Source organism: uncultured Pelagimonas sp. (genome assembly GCF_947498515.1).
Taxonomy (GTDB): domain Bacteria; phylum Pseudomonadota; class Alphaproteobacteria; order Rhodobacterales; family Rhodobacteraceae; genus Pelagimonas.
This window is the reverse complement of record NZ_CANMKO010000003.1, coordinates 291,129-305,797: the sequence shown is the minus strand read 5'-3', so window position 1 is coordinate 305,797 and position 14,669 is coordinate 291,129. Positions and strand designations below refer to the sequence as shown.

The following is a 14,669-nucleotide window of genomic DNA, read 5'->3' as shown; positions in this document are numbered from 1 at the left end:
GCATACTATCAGTAACCAACATCAACCGGCCCTTTCCCTCGGGGCCGGTCCTTTATCAAAGGAGCCCAAAATGTATTCCGAGCCGCTGTCCCATCTGCCCGACCCCCATCGTCAGGCCGAATTCTATGACGGCGTCGCCTTTAAACGCGGCATTGCCTGGTTCATCGACAGTGCTGTGATTATTGCGATTTCCCTGCCGCTGGCCCTGTTTACCATTGTTGGGCTCTTTATGATCCCGGTGTTCTTTATGGTTGTCGGCTTTTTGTACCGTTGGTTCACGATCTCTGGTGGGTCGGCAACATGGGGTATGCGCCTAATGGCCATCGAATTGCGTGACGCCTATGGCCGCCGCTTAGACGGGCAACAGGCCCTGTTTCACACGGTGGGCTACTCACTGACCATGTCGACGGTGATTTTGCAGATCATTTCGATCTTCTTGATGCTGACAAGCGAACGCGGTCAAAGCCTGACCGATATGTTCATGGGCACCACTGCTCTTAACCTGCGTGCCTAAGCGCTACTTAGGTTGTGGCAAGAAACTGCCACTACTATAGCGATATTAACCCAAACCAAAGAAAGGTCCCGGATTCCGGGGCCTCCTCAATTTCGGGGGGTTGGAGCTGCGCAAAAATATTGTTACCGTTTTGTTAAAGTCTTATCGGTTAACGGAAACAGATGCGCCATTCGCTACCTCTCGCCCCACAGTTCTATGTAACGGCCCCCCAACCCTGTCCCTATCTTGAGGATCGGATGGAGAGAAAGCTGTTCACCGCCCTGCAAGGCGATCAGGCACAGGTTTTGAATGATAGCCTATCCAAGCAAGGGTTTCGGCGGTCGCAAAACGTGTTGTATCGCCCATCCTGTTCGGATTGCTCGGCTTGTATGTCGGCGCGGATCGTGGTTGATGATTTCAAACCGTCCCGCTCGCAACGGCGTCTGTTAAAACGCAATGCCCAGTTTGAGCGCCGCGCCACAAGCCCATGGGCCACAGACGAACAATACGAATTGTTCCGGAGCTATCTCGACAATCGCCATGCCGATGGCGGTATGGCGGATATGGATATTTTTGAATTTGCCGCGATGATCGAAGAAACACCGATCCGCTCGCGCGTTATTGAATATATTGACCGTGAGACCGGCACATTGGCGGCCACCTGTTTGACCGATATGTTCGATGATGGCCTGTCGATGGTTTATTCCTTTTATGATCCGGCTCATACCCGTGCCAGCCTTGGCACTTGGATGATTTTGGACCATATCGACATCGCGCGCGCCGCGGGTCTACCCTATGTCTATCTTGGCTATTGGGTGCCGGGCAGCGACAAGATGGGCTACAAAGCCCAGTTTGATGCGCTGGAAATCTATCGCAATGGCGGTTGGGAACGCCTTGGTGATCCCGAAGCCTATGAAGACGATCTGCATCCGTTGTCAAACGACCCTATTGCGGAACAAGTCGCAAATATTTCCTTCCCGGATGGTCGCAGTCAGTCAGTCTAGAAGTCGCTCAAAGAACCGAGCCCCAAAAGGCAGAGGCAACGGGCGACAGCAAAACCGCAACCAGCGCCAGAACGACCAATCGGGTGATTGGGCTTAGGAATTGGCCTTCGTCTTCGGCAATGTGAAACCCGGAATGAGCGTATTGCAACCCGCGCCTATGCATGTGGGATTGTGAGGCCGAGGCCTTGTTCGCGCGATGGCGCGCCATTTGTTCATCCGCTTTTGCAAACAGATCCCTTTGAATGCCACTTTGAACATCCATCCGGCTGAGTGCTTCAATCCGAGTTCCGGCCATTTTCTGCATTCCTTTTAATCTACTGATGCGTGATCAACGTCTGATTGTTTGCAGGTTGGGGGTTGTTTACGGTTCGTTAACGTAAGGCCTGCGGCGCGGGTGGTACGATTTAAAGGCATTATCGAGGCAAAGAAAAAAGGGCCGCCCAATCAGGCGGCCCTTTCTATTTGATTTTACTCAAAGATCAGTTTGACATCAGATCCGGCACAATGGTCACGATCGATGGGAAGAACCACAAGATCGCCAAGCCAACCACCTGGATCAAGACAAACGGGATCACACCACGATAGATGTGGCCGGTCGTGACCTCTTTCGGAGCAACACCGCGCAGGTAGAACAGCGCAAATCCAAAGGGCGGTGTCAGGAACGAGGTTTGCAGGTTCACCGCAATCATGATGGTCACCCATTTCGGATCGAAATGTGCGCCATAGATGACCGGACCAACAATCGGAACCACGATGTAAATGATCTCGAGGAAGTCGAGAACAAATCCCAAGATGAACAGGACAAGCATCACGATCAAGAAGACGGTGCGGACATCGTCAAAGCTCTTGAGGAACTGCTGGATGTAATGTTCGCCACCAAAGGAGATCACCACAAGGTTCAACAGCTGGGACGCGATCAGGATGGTAAAGACCATGCTGGTCACTTTCGCCGTTTCCCGTACCGCCGGGCTTAGAACCCCAGCTTTGTACAAGATCCAACAGCTGAACAGCAGACCAAACAACGCGTAAAGATAGGCCGCATAAGCAAAGAAGAATGCCACCCAGCTCTCAAAGCTGACTTCAGAGGTGTTGATACGCAGATCGAAGTTTACCCCGATCAGGATCATCACAAGAACCGCCAAGGTCGAGTTCAAGATGATCTTTGGTGATCTGTCCTGCTCGGCCAGTTTGCGGTAGGCCGCCAACATGATCGCCCCAGCCGCGCCAAGCGCCGCCGCAGGTGTTGGGTTGGTGATCCCGCCAAGGATCGAGCCAAGAACAGCAACGATCAGAACCAGCGGTGGGAAGACAACACGCAAAAGCTCATTCTTGGATAGACGCACAACGGCAAACTTGCAGCCATAAAGCGACAGCGCCCAAGGGATCAGCATGTAAATCACGGTCCAGCCAGACGAGGTCGCCGGCGAAATCAAGACCGTGTCAACCAACAGACCAAGCACCAAACCACCGGCCCCAATCAACAAAGGCACAGGATCAGAAGACGGTGACACACCACGGGCAATCGCAAGGATCAACCCCATGATAACCGTCAGGATCATGATACCAGTCCCGATAGGCGCAGCATTGGCCACTTTCTCAGCGCGCAAATCCACGATCTCTTCTTCGGACAAGCGGCGGCTTTCTTGCACACCCCCCGAGGCTTCGATCTTGGTCTGTTCGGCAATGGCCGCATCCCAGGCTTCTTGACCATGCAGTTCGATCATCGAGGCCTGACATGTTTCGGAAACATTGGTTCGAAGGCTGGCCGATTGGCCGATGTCGGTAAAGCTATCGACGCGTGTCGATTGTTCACCCACGAGGCCCACTTGTGCACCAAGGATGGCCCCAGCAATCAAAGCCACCGGAACACCCAAGTACCAAGTGAAGGCTTCGCCACGTGTGACCGGCTCACCACCACCGTCGCCAAGGGCAACAGCCGGGGCTTTGGACGGGTTCAGCATAGCAAAACCAAAGGCATAGGCCGCATAAAGACCCGCCAGCATCACACCGGGCACCAATGCCGCTTGGAACAAGGTCCCAACCGAAACAACCGCAGGCTGCCCCAGATAGGTCAGAGCATCGGTACAACCCGCTTCGACCGCACGTGTTTCTTGCGCTGCAGAGTAGAGGTCACCAGCCAAGGTGCCGAGCAGAACAATCACGATCGAGGGTGGAATGATCTGTCCCAAGGTACCGGACGCCGCAATGACACCGGTCGCCAATTCGGGCGAATAGTTGTTGCGCAACATGGTCGGCAACGCCAGCAAACCCATGGTGACAACAGTCGCCCCAACAATACCGGTTGAAGCGGCAAGGAAAGCGCCAACCACAACGATCGACACGGCCAGACCACCGGGCAGCGGGCCAAAGACGCGCGCCATGGTTGTCAGTAGATCGTTTGCGATTTTGGAACGTTCAAGAACGATCCCCATCAGAACAAACATCAAAACCGCCAGAAGAGTTTCGATGGACTGACCGGCAATCACACGCTCGTTGATGCGGTTCACAATAAAGGACACGTTGCGATCAAGCGCATATTCCCAGCCGCGTGGGAAAACAGAATGCGCTTCGGTCGGCAAGTCGGGATTTCGGAACACCGAGATTTTCTCGGGGGCAATCCCACTGGCAACCAATGCATTATAGGCGTCTGAGCCCGTGTCAATTGCATGATGAATTAGCAAACCGGCGCTATCAAGAGCGGCGATAATGCCAAAGGAAATGATCCCTGCCCCACCGATGGCAAAGGCCACCGGAAAGCCGGAAAGGATCGCGGAAAAGAGCGTCAGAAAGACGATGATCAGGCCGATCTCGACGCCATCAAGTCCAAACAACATGGTGTGTCAGCCTCTCAGAATTCTGCGTGGTCGTAGGGCTCTTCGCCCTCTTCCAGCACATCTTTGTCAAAGTATTTCGCTTCGGATTCGGGGCCTTCTTTCCATTCCAGATAAGAACGGTAGAAGAAGCACCAAGCCTGAATGAAGATCATGCCAACCATGATGACCATCAGGATCTTGAACAGAAAGTAGCCGTTAAATCCGTTGGGGCTAAACCCGATGGTTTCCACGTTCCATTTCATCAGCTTGGACTTTTTCATCAAAAGTTCCAGCGTGTTGGACGCGGCGGGTTTCGGTGTGATCAGATGACGCCACATGAAGTACCATGAGTACATCCAGATCAACGTCGCCATTGGGATCATGAAGAAGAGCGAGCCAAACATGTCGATGATGCGTTTGGCTCGGTAGCTTACGGCGGAATAGACGAGGTCCACGCGAACATGACCACCCTGAACAAAGGTGTAGGTCAAGCACAGCGCCACAACGATAGCGTTATAAAGCTTCAGTTCTTCGGCATACCAAGAGATGTCAAATTGCAGCGGCACACCAAAGCCAAACACAATGTCAGGCCGGGTAAAGATCCGCTGCATAAAGACGATAACAACCTGCTGCAGCACCATCAAAAGGCCAGCCCAAGCCGCGAAACGACCTACGGTATTGGCAAAACCTTCCAGCAAGCGCACGACGCCCCACAAGAAGGTGTTGCGCCAAAGACCAACCGCAAAGATGACTAGAAAAACCGTGATACAAACAAAGAAGAATTCGACGGAGCCACCGTAATAGACAAAGCGCATCACCGCTTCTTTGTTGCTCCAATCCAGCCAAAGCTGCGGATGCGTCACCGCGTATCCGAAATTGTAAAACGCCATGGCGATGTTTTGAAAGGTCCAGATGAGCCCATCGCCAATGGCGCCAATAGCAGCCCCAAGGCCGCCTGCGCCAGATTCTTCCATGATTGTCCCCCTTAGCCCGCTCGACCGGGTGTATCTCTTGCGTCGGGTCTAATGACCTGATGTGCGAAAAGGCCCCCGACGTGCAGGGGCCTTTCCAGAGTGTCAGTTTTCGACTTAGCCGCCCAGAACGCGAACGCGCTGCTGAACGTAGTAGTTGTCCGATTTGTTGATCCAGCTTGCGGACTGGGCCAAGGAAGATTCGAACGAAGCGCGGATTTTTGCGAAGAGCTCGTCATCCATGTTCTCGTCCATAACTTCTTTCGAAGCTGCACCGAATGCATCCCAAACATCGTCAGAGAACTGCAGGGTTTTCACGCCCTGAGCCTGAAGACGGGCCAATGCGGCACCGTTGTTGGCCAGAGTTTCAGCCAGCTGGTACTGGGTCACGGCCATAGAGGCGTAACGCAGGATCGCTTTGTGCTGATCTGACAGCTCATTCCAAACGTCGAGGTTAACGGAGGACGCAAGAGCCGAACCTGGCTCGTGGAAGCCCGCAGTGTAATAGATTTTCGCAACTTCTTGGAAGCCGGCGCGTTCGTCGGCCATTGGGCCAACCCACTCCAGACCGTCCAGAGCACCAGACGACAACGCCTGATAAAGCTCACCACCCGGAATGTTCTGAACGGATGCGCCCAGCTTACCCAGAACCTTGCCACCAAGGCCAGGCATACGGAACTTCAGACCGTTAAAGTCATCAGCGGAGTTGATTTCCTTGCGGAACCAACCACCGGACTGCGAACCGGAGTTACCAGCAAGCAAGCCTTTGAGGTTGAACACTTCGCCCAGCTCGTCATGGAGCTCTTCGCCGCCGCCATGGTAGTACCAGTTCGATACTTCCTGCGCCGTGCCACCAAATGGAACAGCTGTGAAATAGGCGTAGCCTGGGTGCTGACCGATGTAATAATAGTCGGCCGAGTGGTACATGTCCGCCTGGCCCGAAGACACAGCGTCAAATACTTCCAGAGCGCCAACAAGCTCACCAGGAGCTTTCTTGTCGATTGTCAGGCTACCACCGGACATTTCGCCAACCATGTTTTCAAGGTAGGTGGCAGCGTCATCCAGAACAGCAAAGCCGCGTGGCCAAGATGTTACCATTGTCAAAGTGCGGTTGCCCTGTGCGTAAGCTGGGGCGGCCAGAGTCGAAGCGGCTGCAGCACCAGCTGCGCCTACGGTCGAGGCCTTTAGAAAAGAACGGCGATCCATGTAATATCCTCCCATGGGTATTTTTGGTGCGCGTGGGCTCCCCACCCGCGCGCGGATCGTTGCAAGTGCCCCGAGCCTAGGGCGTGACGCTACGGAGGGGAATACCCACTGCTACGGAGTAGTGCACAAAAATGGGCAAACCCGGCATCTTGGAAAAATATCGGAACCAAAAGTCTCATTTACCTTCACTTTTGGCATTTCGGATCATTCCTAACTGCTCACAAAACCCGTTGAGAGTATTTATTCTACTGTCATGAAGCAGAAAATGTACATTTTCTGCACTTGCACAATGACTTAAACCGCGACTCTGTCCAACTCTTACCTATGGAAATTGTCGCCATGCAACACCGTCCGCTTTCTCTCATGGGTGTCTTCCGCCCTCGCAACGATCGATCGGTTGATACCCTAAAATGGACAGCCTCCGTTGCCCAGATCATCGGCTATACCGCCACTGGTATGGGGTGGCTTCCTTGGAATATCGGCTTCTTTCTTGTTGGTCTTCTGGGGTGGCTGATGGTTGGCGTTTTCTGGCGGGACAAGGCTCTGATCCTTGTTCATCTTGTCGCTTTGGTGGCCATGGTTGGCGGTGTGTTGACGCGATAGCGCGGTGCACATTTGTATTTGCGACCAAGCTGCTTTAACTCGCTGTTATGGCGCGTCTGTTCAACCGCATCCGCATTTCTTACGGTCAGAAGATGTTTCTTCTGGCCTCGGTGCCGTTGATCCTTGCCGTATCCGCCATTTCGTTTTTGGTCGCCGCGCAATCGCGGGCCCTTGCAGAGCGCGAAATCCATAGCCTCGAGGCCCAGCTGATCGAAGCCAAGAAACGTGAGTTGCGCAACTATGTCACCCAAGCGCGCAACGGGTTTTACTTTGTCTACGGCTCTGCCGCGCCCAATGATGAACTGGCCCAAAAACAGGTCAAACAAATCTTGGCGGCGATGATTTACGGCGACGAAGGTTTCTTTTTTGTTTATGATTATGACGGCAACAACATCGTGTCACCGCGTCAAACCGATTTGATCAACAAGAATTGGCTTGATTACAAAGACAGCGAAGGCACCCCCGTGGTTGCCGAATTCCTTTGGACGGCGCGGAGCGGTGCCGGTTACGTCGAACATCTCTGGCCCAAACCCTCGTCCGGGGTCGAAGCACGGATGATCACCTATGTCACCTCGTTCCCGTCATGGCGATGGGCCGTTGGAACCGGAGTTTTCATTGACGATGTCGTCGCCTCGGTCGCCGCCACCCGCGCCGAAGTCGAAACCCGTGTTCAACGCACGTTTCTCTATATAGGTGGGATCACCTTTGCGGCGTTGCTTGTCGTGTTCATGTCCGGGTTGTTCATCAATATCCGCGAAAGACGGTTGGCGGATGCCAAACTCAAAGAGCTGACCCAAAGGGTGTTTGACACCCAAGAGGAAGAGCGCGGCCGCGTGGCGCGCGAATTACATGATGGGATCAGCCAGATCCTCGTCGGGGTGAAATACGCGCTGGATGTGACCAAACGCCGATTTAGCCAAGGCGATGACCGCGCCCAGGATACTTTGGACAAGGGCATCGACAATCTTGGTCAAGCCATCAACGAAGTCCGCCGGATCAGCCGCGATTTGCGCCCCGGTGTTCTGGACGATCTGGGTTTGGGCCCTGCCCTACATGCTTTGACCGATGACTTTCGCGCCAGAACCGGCATCGAAACCCGTTTTGAAACCGCCGTTTTCCGCAACCGTCTTAGCCAAGACGCCAAAATCGCTTTGTATCGGATCGCGCAAGAAGCCCTTACCAATGTAGAACGCCATTCCGGTGCGACGCGGGTGAGCGTCTTGTTACGCGGTCATCGCACCGGTGGTACGCTGCGGATCGAAGACAACGGCCATGGCGTCGAGGAAACCCGCGACACATCCGGCCCGGGTATCGGATTGCGCAACATGCAAGAACGCATGGAACAGCTGGGCGGGACCCTCAGGGTCTTGTCGAGCAAATCAGGGACCGTTATCGAGGCACAAGTTCCGCTGACCCATATGCTTCCACCCGAAAAGGATGGCAGCAGCAAACCAAAGGCCCGCGCATGAGCAAACTGACCCGCGTTGTTATCGTCGACGACCATCCGATGGTGGCCGAAGGCATCGAAGCCATTCTTGACAGTTATGACGACATCTCTGTTGTGGCGACGTTGTCGGATGGCAAAGCCATGGTCGATCAGCTCGAAACACTCGACCCAGATGTGATATTGATGGACCTGAACATGCCCGGTCTGGGCGGATTGTCTGCCACAGAAATGATCCTTGAGAAGGCATCAGACACCCGGATTTTAGTGTTGTCGATGCATGACAGCCCCGAATACATCAATACCGCGCTTAATCATGGCGCGCGTGGCTATGTGCTCAAAGATGTGCGCACCGAGGAAATTAAAACCGCAATTGATGCGGTTATGGCCGGTGAGGTATATCTTTGCACCGGTGCCGAAGGTGCACTGGCCCCCTCTGATAGCAATCGGGAACCTCTTACCAATCGTGAACAAACGGTTTTGTTGCAGCTGGCGCAGGGCAAGTCGAACAAAGAGGTCGCGATTGTTTTGGATATTTCCGTACGGACGGTCGAAACCCACCGCAAGAATATCAAACGAAAACTGGGAATTAGCACCACAGCGGGCCTGACCCGTTACGCCCTGGAATACGGTGTTCTCCAAGGAACGAGCACCAACCTTTAGGCGCGGGCTTTTGGCGGGCGATTGCAAGCCGAACGTCGCTTACAGAAACGCAAACGACCTGCCCAATTAAGGACAGGCCGCTACGTCATCTTACGTGATTAATTAGCGTGTACCGGACGAGCTATCCGACACGGCCAAAACCAGCACCAAACTAAGTCCGGCAATTGCGGCCGCGGTTCCGGCGCCACCGGCGCTTGACGCAGCAGCGGCTGGTGCCGCTGCGACTGCTTCATCATATGTGTTGGCTTCGATACGGCATATCTTCTCGCCCGAGTTCGATACGACGGTTACGCCACCGCGATCTTGGCATTCCTGAGGGGTGACCTCAATCCGCTCAAGTCGTGCATCATTGCCTGTAAAATCCAGCGTTTCACATCCGGAAACCGTAAACACCAAAGCCGAAATACCTAGCGCTTTTACTGCATTTGCAAATTTCATTTTTGCCCCTCATCGCAATTTGGTCAAAGCCAAATCGCCGTGATTTTTTAACCTTTGTGGGTAATCGGTTAACATACCGAGAACACATTGAGGAATGAAAAACACTTTCAGGTCTGCTTTGCAGGTGTTTTTTTGCGAAATTCGGGTGTTTTTGGTCACCCTAGGGCAACATCACGAGCGGAAGGAACCGCTATAGTTGCACGCCTTGGTCATCCGTGTCGCAATCAGCACCAAACAAATGAATCACAGCTGGCAAAATTTGCGCCGGGCGGTCGGTTTCCATCGCGACATCATTCGTCGCTCCGGGAACGTCTCCGACAAAGGCGGCAGCCGCTATCAGGACCGCCAAAATACCCGCGCGGGCCAACGTGAAATCTCTTTGAAACAAATTACGTGTCATGATGTCCTCACAGGTTGTCTGCGTTGCCATGACATGATGCCCCTAATCTCGATCACGACACAATTCACGTTGCCGCGCGCAAATGTTGCAAAATCATGATCAATGGCCGAAATCCGCCCGTTGGCAGGAAAATCGGCAGGAACTTGCAACCAGCGTCAAATGCCCCCTTGCGTGGACATGGCGATCAGAATCAACGCAACCAATGAGGCAGCCTTACAAACGCTAAAATCTCTGAATCGATGAGTACGCAGCATGGGATCTCCTTCCCTCTAATCAACTGAACCTGTTGGTTTAGATTTAACTGGTTTGAAGTGACAATTGCAAAACAAGCTTCTGTGCGCACGCGCACAGTATATCAGTGGTGTTTGACGGGCTTTCCCCGTGCCACGCATAGCCGCACCAGCGAACAACTCACTATGCACACGCAGAAAATTACACAAATGTCTCTCAACACCCCACTACACGCAACAACTGCAAAGAATCCAAAGGTAGGTGCGACATATTTTTCCTATCATTCCCTGTTGACGCCCCGTCCGGTCTGCCATAACGTCCGCGCACGTGATTTAAAGGAGCCTCGGGCATGACTGCTCTAGTCGTCATTGTAGGAAAACAGCGCATGGGCCGGTAACGGACACCCTTTTAAGGACCCATGCGCCCCCGCCAGACCGACGGGGGCTTTTTTATGCGCGTAACAGTGGAAAAAATCGTAGACGGAGAAGTGCGATGAGTGGTCAAATGACCGGTGCGAAAATGGTGGTACAAGCGCTCAGGGATCAGGGCGTCGACACAGTATTCGGATACCCCGGCGGCGCAGTCCTACCGATCTATGACGAAATTTTCCAACAAAACGACATTCGCCATATTCTGGTGCGTCATGAACAGGGTGCGGTTCACGCGGCCGAAGGTTACGCGCGCTCGACCGGCAAACCGGGTGTTGTTCTTGTGACCTCGGGTCCCGGTGCCACAAATGCGGTTACCGGTATCACTGATGCGTTGCTCGACTCGATCCCGTTGGTTGTTCTGACTGGTCAGGTTCCGACCTTTATGATCGGTTCTGATGCCTTTCAGGAGGCCGACACCGTAGGCATCACCCGCCCCTGTACCAAGGCCAACTGGCTGGTAAAGGAAACCGACAAATTGTCGGCCATGATTCATGAGGCGTTCCATGTGGCCACTTCGGGGCGGCCCGGCCCGGTTTTGATCGACATCCCAAAAGATGTACAGTTCGCTTCGGCGACCTACACGCCAAAACCCAAAGCCTCGGCAAGCCATTACCAACCACCTGTTAAAGGTGACGTTGAGACGATCACGCAATTGGTTGAGGCCATTGAAAATGCCGAACGTCCAGTGTTTTACACCGGCGGCGGCGTTATCAACTCTGGTCCGGGTGCCTCGCAATTGCTGCGCGAATTGGTTGATGCGACGGGCATTCCAATCACGTCGACCCTTATGGGGCTTGGCGCGTATCCTGCCTCGGGCAAGGGATGGTTGGGCATGTTGGGCATGCACGGTCTTTATGAGGCCAACCTTGCCATGCATGGCTGTGATCTGATGATCAACATCGGCGCACGTTTTGACGATCGGATCACCGGCCGTCTAGATGCGTTTAGCCCGAATTCAATCAAAGCGCATATCGACATTGACCCGTCATCGATCAACAAAGTCATCAAAACCGACATTCCGATTGTTGGTGATGTGGGCCACGTTCTCGAAGACATTCTTCGGATCTGGAAGGCCCGTGGACGCAAAGTAAACCGCGATGGCATCGCCCGTTGGGTTGCACAGATTGATGAATGGCGCAAGATCAACTGTTTGGATTTCAAACAGGAAGGTCCGACAATCAAGCCGCAACAGGCCTTGGCCCGGTTCGAAGAGCTGACCAAAGGCATGGACCGCTACGTCTGTACCGAAGTTGGCCAGCACCAGATGTGGGCCGCGCAGTATTTGGGTTTTGAAGATCCAAACCGTTGGATGACCTCCGGCGGCTTGGGCACTATGGGCTATGGTTTCCCGGCATCGATCGGGGTTCAGGTTGCCCATCCCGAAGCCTTAGTTGTGAACGTGGCGGGCGAAGCTTCGTGGCTGATGAACATGCAGGAAATGGGCACGGCCATTCAATTCCGCCTGCCGGTCAAACAGTTCATTTTGAACAATGAACGCCTTGGCATGGTTCGCCAGTGGCAGGAGTTGTTGCACGGTGAGCGTTATTCCCACAGCTGGTCCGAAGCCCTGCCCGATTTCGTAAAGCTGGCCGAAGCATTCGGTGCCAAAGGCATTCAATGTAAAGATCCAGCCGATTTGGATGACGCGATCATGGAGATGGTCAACTATGACGGACCGGTGATCTTTGACTGTTTGGTTGAGAAACATGAAAACTGTTTCCCAATGATCCCATCAGGGGAGCCGCACAACAAGATGCTTCTTGGTGAAGCATCCACCAAAGACGCCATCGGCAATTCCGGCGCAGTTTTGGTCTAAGGAAACTCTGTTGGCAAAGACGATTAAGCCCGCCTTGTTCAAGGCGGGCTTAATTATTTGGCTTGGTCTGCTTGTCTCTCAGAATGGCCAAAACCGGATGTTCAGGCTGATCTTTGATCTGCAAGTGATACGACAGCGATTGCAAAAGCTCTTTGCGCCGAACCGGTTTCGTTAGAAACCCGTCCATACCAGCGGCAGTGGCATCATTGTGGTCTTTGTCAAAAGCATTGCCTGTCAACGCCAAAATGGGTCGAAATGGCCATCCCATATTGAGTTGCCGCGCCCTAATTTCGCGACACGCCTCTAAGCCGGTCATCACCGGCATGGAAATATCCATCAAAATCATATCGAACGCCTCGGGCTTGTATATTTCAACAGCCTCTCTACCGTTATTGGCCAAAGTGATTTCGACACCACATCGTTCCAAAATTCGCCGCACGACCAGCTGATTGGTTTTGTTATCTTCAACGACAAGGATGCGTACGCCAGCCAAATCGACGCTTTTTTCCGTCGGTTCACTTTTGTGATGACAAGAACGAGACCCGGCTTTGAGAGGAAGGGAAAGCGCGACCTCGGTCCCCTGCCCCAATTGCGACGAGACCGAAATATGCCCCTTCATAACGTTGATAAGCCGCTTTGTGATAGCAAGCCCCAAACCGGTTCCTTGGTGTTCTCGTGACTGGCTGTTATCAACCTGCTCAAATGGATCAAAAATGTTGGTCAATTGATCGACGGGAATCCCAATTCCTGTGTCCTTCACAAGAATCTTCAGGGTCTCACCATAGGTGATTTCCAAAAGAACGTGCCCGGACTCGGTGAATTTCACCGCATTCCCGAGCAGGTTCAAAAGGACCTGCCGAACACGCAGCGCATCGCCGACCAAAACCTGCGGAACGCTTTGCTTAACATCAATGAGGAGCTTCAAGCTTTTTCCCAACACCATTGGATCCAATAGATCCTTGATTTCCTGGGATAGCGCTCGAATATCGAAGGGTTCCTGCGCCAATTCCATGCGCCCGGCCTCAATCTTGGAAAAATCAAGAATGTCAGAAATCAACGCGGTCAAAGCCACGGCAGAACCACGAATGGTATCGACAAATTCCTCTTGTTCACCATCAAGATGCGTTTCGGCCAGAAGATCCGCCATCCCGACAATACCATTCATCGGCGTCCTAATTTCATGGCTCATCGTTGCTAAGAAATTTGATTTCGTTTGATTAGCAACTTCGGCAGCATCCCGCGCCCGGGCCAACTCAAAATTGTGCTCCTGAATATCGGTGACATCTGTATGGACAAGAACATACCCGCCAGAAGGTCGTTTGGCGGCCGTCGTATGAAAGAATTTATTGGTGCTGGGCACTTCCATCATCACGGTTTCGCCTGCCGCCAGCATTTGGTTCACGTCGCGGGCTTGCTGCAAGACGCGGGACGCGTCGCCTCGTTTTGCCAGCCAATGAAGATAGTCCCTAAGGCGCATTCCGGGCTTGATGTCATCATCATTGAGATTGAACAGTGACCGATAGGCTTTGTTGGTTAGAATAATGCGGTTATTTGGGTCCTCTGCGTCCGTTCCTGAGGTGACCATCAACCCTTCATTCATCGCCTCAACCACCTCGGACATAAGCTGGTTTGCATCTTCCATTTCCGCCTGCCGTTTGGCGATCGCACGTTCCAACTCACTTGTGCGTTCCAACAATTTCTTTTCGGCTTCAATTGCGCTTTGAGAGCCATCGACCGCATCTGACAGGATCATGGCGGCGCCGCGATAGCCCATAAACTCCCCATCTTGATCAAAGACAGGGTCGCCGCTGGTTGTGACCCAATCCATACGCCCGCGAATGAATTCATGACGGTAGACAAAATCACGAAACGGTCGATGATTGTCCAAATCATCCAAATGTTGTCGGGCAGTCTCGCTCAGCTCGGTCATTCCGAAAAAATAGTCACGGCGCGACATGCCGAGATACACTTTGGTAGATGTTCCGCTCAAACGTTCCCAGCCATCGGAGAAATAGCAGAAACAATGATCCGCGTCCGTTTCCCAAAACCATAGCGGCAAGATACCGAGCACCCCCGCCAGAGCATCGGGAATGTCATGCAACACCTTTCCAAAGCCACCAATCGGAGGCCGAGCATTGGCCCCATCCTTCATTACA

The 14,669-nt window shown here is 53.2% G+C and carries 13 protein-coding genes; 6 read left to right on the top strand and 7 right to left on the bottom strand.

Features of this window, described 5'->3' with window-relative positions:
• Positions 1-70 precede the first annotated feature (70 nt).
• The gene (locus Q1A43_RS07850; RefSeq protein WP_299928322.1) at positions 71-514 is read left to right on the top strand and encodes an RDD family protein; all 444 of its coding nucleotides are present in this window, start codon (positions 71-73) and stop codon (positions 512-514) included.
• A 161-nt stretch (positions 515-675) separates the two neighbouring features.
• Entirely contained in the window at positions 676-1,497 is an 822-nt protein-coding gene (locus tag Q1A43_RS07845) for an arginyltransferase (RefSeq protein ID WP_299928325.1), read from the top strand.
• Positions 1,498-1,504: 7 nt separating this feature from the next.
• On the opposite strand, the gene Q1A43_RS07840 is transcribed toward Q1A43_RS07845, so the two are convergent.
• The 4 genes from Q1A43_RS07840 to Q1A43_RS07825 form a co-directional block, all read right to left on the bottom strand.
• Positions 1,505-1,792: a hypothetical protein gene (locus Q1A43_RS07840; RefSeq protein ID WP_299933957.1), complete on the bottom strand. Its 288-nt coding sequence runs from the start codon at positions 1,790-1,792 to the stop codon at positions 1,505-1,507.
• 184 nt (positions 1,793-1,976) lie between these two features.
• Positions 1,977-4,331 (bottom strand): TRAP transporter large permease subunit, encoded by a 2,355-nt coding sequence (locus Q1A43_RS07835; protein WP_299933955.1) that lies wholly within the window; start codon positions 4,329-4,331, stop codon positions 1,977-1,979.
• Between the two features lie 14 nt (positions 4,332-4,345).
• Positions 4,346-5,284: a TRAP transporter small permease subunit gene (locus tag Q1A43_RS07830; RefSeq protein WP_299928334.1), complete on the bottom strand. Its 939-nt coding sequence runs from the start codon at positions 5,282-5,284 to the stop codon at positions 4,346-4,348.
• Between the two features lie 114 nt (positions 5,285-5,398).
• Entirely contained in the window at positions 5,399-6,487 is a 1,089-nt protein-coding gene (locus tag Q1A43_RS07825; RefSeq protein WP_299928337.1) for a TRAP transporter substrate-binding protein, read from the bottom strand.
• A gap of 324 nt (positions 6,488-6,811) precedes the next feature.
• Between Q1A43_RS07825 and Q1A43_RS07820 the strand changes: the two genes are divergently transcribed.
• The 3 genes from Q1A43_RS07820 to Q1A43_RS07810 are packed head-to-tail and all read left to right on the top strand — an operon-like array spanning position 6,812 to position 9,197.
• Positions 6,812-7,090 carry a DUF6552 family protein gene (locus Q1A43_RS07820; RefSeq protein WP_299933953.1) on the top strand — a complete coding sequence of 93 codons (279 nt, stop codon included), beginning with the start codon at positions 6,812-6,814 and terminating at the stop codon, positions 7,088-7,090.
• A gap of 47 nt (positions 7,091-7,137) precedes the next feature.
• Positions 7,138-8,559, top strand: coding sequence for a cache domain-containing protein (locus tag Q1A43_RS07815; RefSeq protein WP_299928343.1), 1,422 nt, complete (start codon positions 7,138-7,140; stop codon positions 8,557-8,559).
• Positions 8,556-9,197, top strand: a complete 642-nt coding sequence (locus Q1A43_RS07810; protein ID WP_299933951.1) for a response regulator transcription factor — start codon at positions 8,556-8,558, stop codon at positions 9,195-9,197. The genes Q1A43_RS07815 and Q1A43_RS07810 overlap by 4 nt, the downstream gene beginning before the upstream one ends.
• A gap of 102 nt (positions 9,198-9,299) precedes the next feature.
• Here Q1A43_RS07810 and Q1A43_RS07805 read toward each other — a convergent pair whose 3' ends face one another.
• Together Q1A43_RS07805 and Q1A43_RS07800 are read right to left on the bottom strand one after the other, a co-directional pair.
• The gene (locus tag Q1A43_RS07805) at positions 9,300-9,635 is read right to left on the bottom strand and encodes a hypothetical protein (RefSeq protein ID WP_299933949.1); all 336 of its coding nucleotides are present in this window, start codon (positions 9,633-9,635) and stop codon (positions 9,300-9,302) included.
• A gap of 190 nt (positions 9,636-9,825) precedes the next feature.
• A complete protein-coding gene (locus tag Q1A43_RS07800) occupies positions 9,826-10,035 on the bottom strand; it encodes a hypothetical protein (RefSeq protein WP_299933947.1) in 210 nt (69 codons plus the stop codon).
• A 723-nt stretch (positions 10,036-10,758) separates the two neighbouring features.
• Here Q1A43_RS07800 and Q1A43_RS07795 point away from each other — a divergent pair.
• Complete coding sequence (locus Q1A43_RS07795) at positions 10,759-12,513, top strand: acetolactate synthase 3 large subunit (RefSeq protein ID WP_299933945.1); 1,755 nt, start codon at positions 10,759-10,761, stop codon at positions 12,511-12,513.
• Between the two features lie 49 nt (positions 12,514-12,562).
• Here the strand turns inward: Q1A43_RS07795 and Q1A43_RS07790 are convergent, their stop codons facing one another.
• Positions 12,563-14,665, bottom strand: coding sequence for an ATP-binding protein (locus tag Q1A43_RS07790; protein WP_299933943.1), 2,103 nt, complete (start codon positions 14,663-14,665; stop codon positions 12,563-12,565).
• Positions 14,666-14,669: the final 4 nt, after the last annotated feature.

Coding starts and splice junctions, on each gene's coding strand:
- Q1A43_RS07845 (WP_299928325.1), top strand. CDS start 676: ATGCGCCATTCGCTACCTCTCGCCCCACAGTTCTATGTAACGGCCCCC.
- Q1A43_RS07815 (WP_299928343.1), top strand. CDS start 7,138: ATGGCGCGTCTGTTCAACCGCATCCGCATTTCTTACGGTCAGAAGATG.
- Q1A43_RS07840 (WP_299933957.1), bottom strand. CDS start 1,792: ATGGCCGGAACTCGGATTGAAGCACTCAGCCGGATGGATGTTCAAAGT.
- Q1A43_RS07825 (WP_299928337.1), bottom strand. CDS start 6,487: ATGGATCGCCGTTCTTTTCTAAAGGCCTCGACCGTAGGCGCAGCTGGT.
- Q1A43_RS07795 (WP_299933945.1), top strand. CDS start 10,759: ATGAGTGGTCAAATGACCGGTGCGAAAATGGTGGTACAAGCGCTCAGG.
- Q1A43_RS07835 (WP_299933955.1), bottom strand. CDS start 4,331: ATGTTGTTTGGACTTGATGGCGTCGAGATCGGCCTGATCATCGTCTTT.
- Q1A43_RS07805 (WP_299933949.1), bottom strand. CDS start 9,635: ATGAAATTTGCAAATGCAGTAAAAGCGCTAGGTATTTCGGCTTTGGTG.
- Q1A43_RS07820 (WP_299933953.1), top strand. CDS start 6,812: ATGGAAATTGTCGCCATGCAACACCGTCCGCTTTCTCTCATGGGTGTC.
- Q1A43_RS07810 (WP_299933951.1), top strand. CDS start 8,556: ATGAGCAAACTGACCCGCGTTGTTATCGTCGACGACCATCCGATGGTG.
- Q1A43_RS07830 (WP_299928334.1), bottom strand. CDS start 5,284: ATGGAAGAATCTGGCGCAGGCGGCCTTGGGGCTGCTATTGGCGCCATT.
- Q1A43_RS07790 (WP_299933943.1), bottom strand. CDS start 14,665: ATGAAGGATGGGGCCAATGCTCGGCCTCCGATTGGTGGCTTTGGAAAG.
- Q1A43_RS07850 (WP_299928322.1), top strand. CDS start 71: ATGTATTCCGAGCCGCTGTCCCATCTGCCCGACCCCCATCGTCAGGCC.
- Q1A43_RS07800 (WP_299933947.1), bottom strand. CDS start 10,035: ATGACACGTAATTTGTTTCAAAGAGATTTCACGTTGGCCCGCGCGGGT.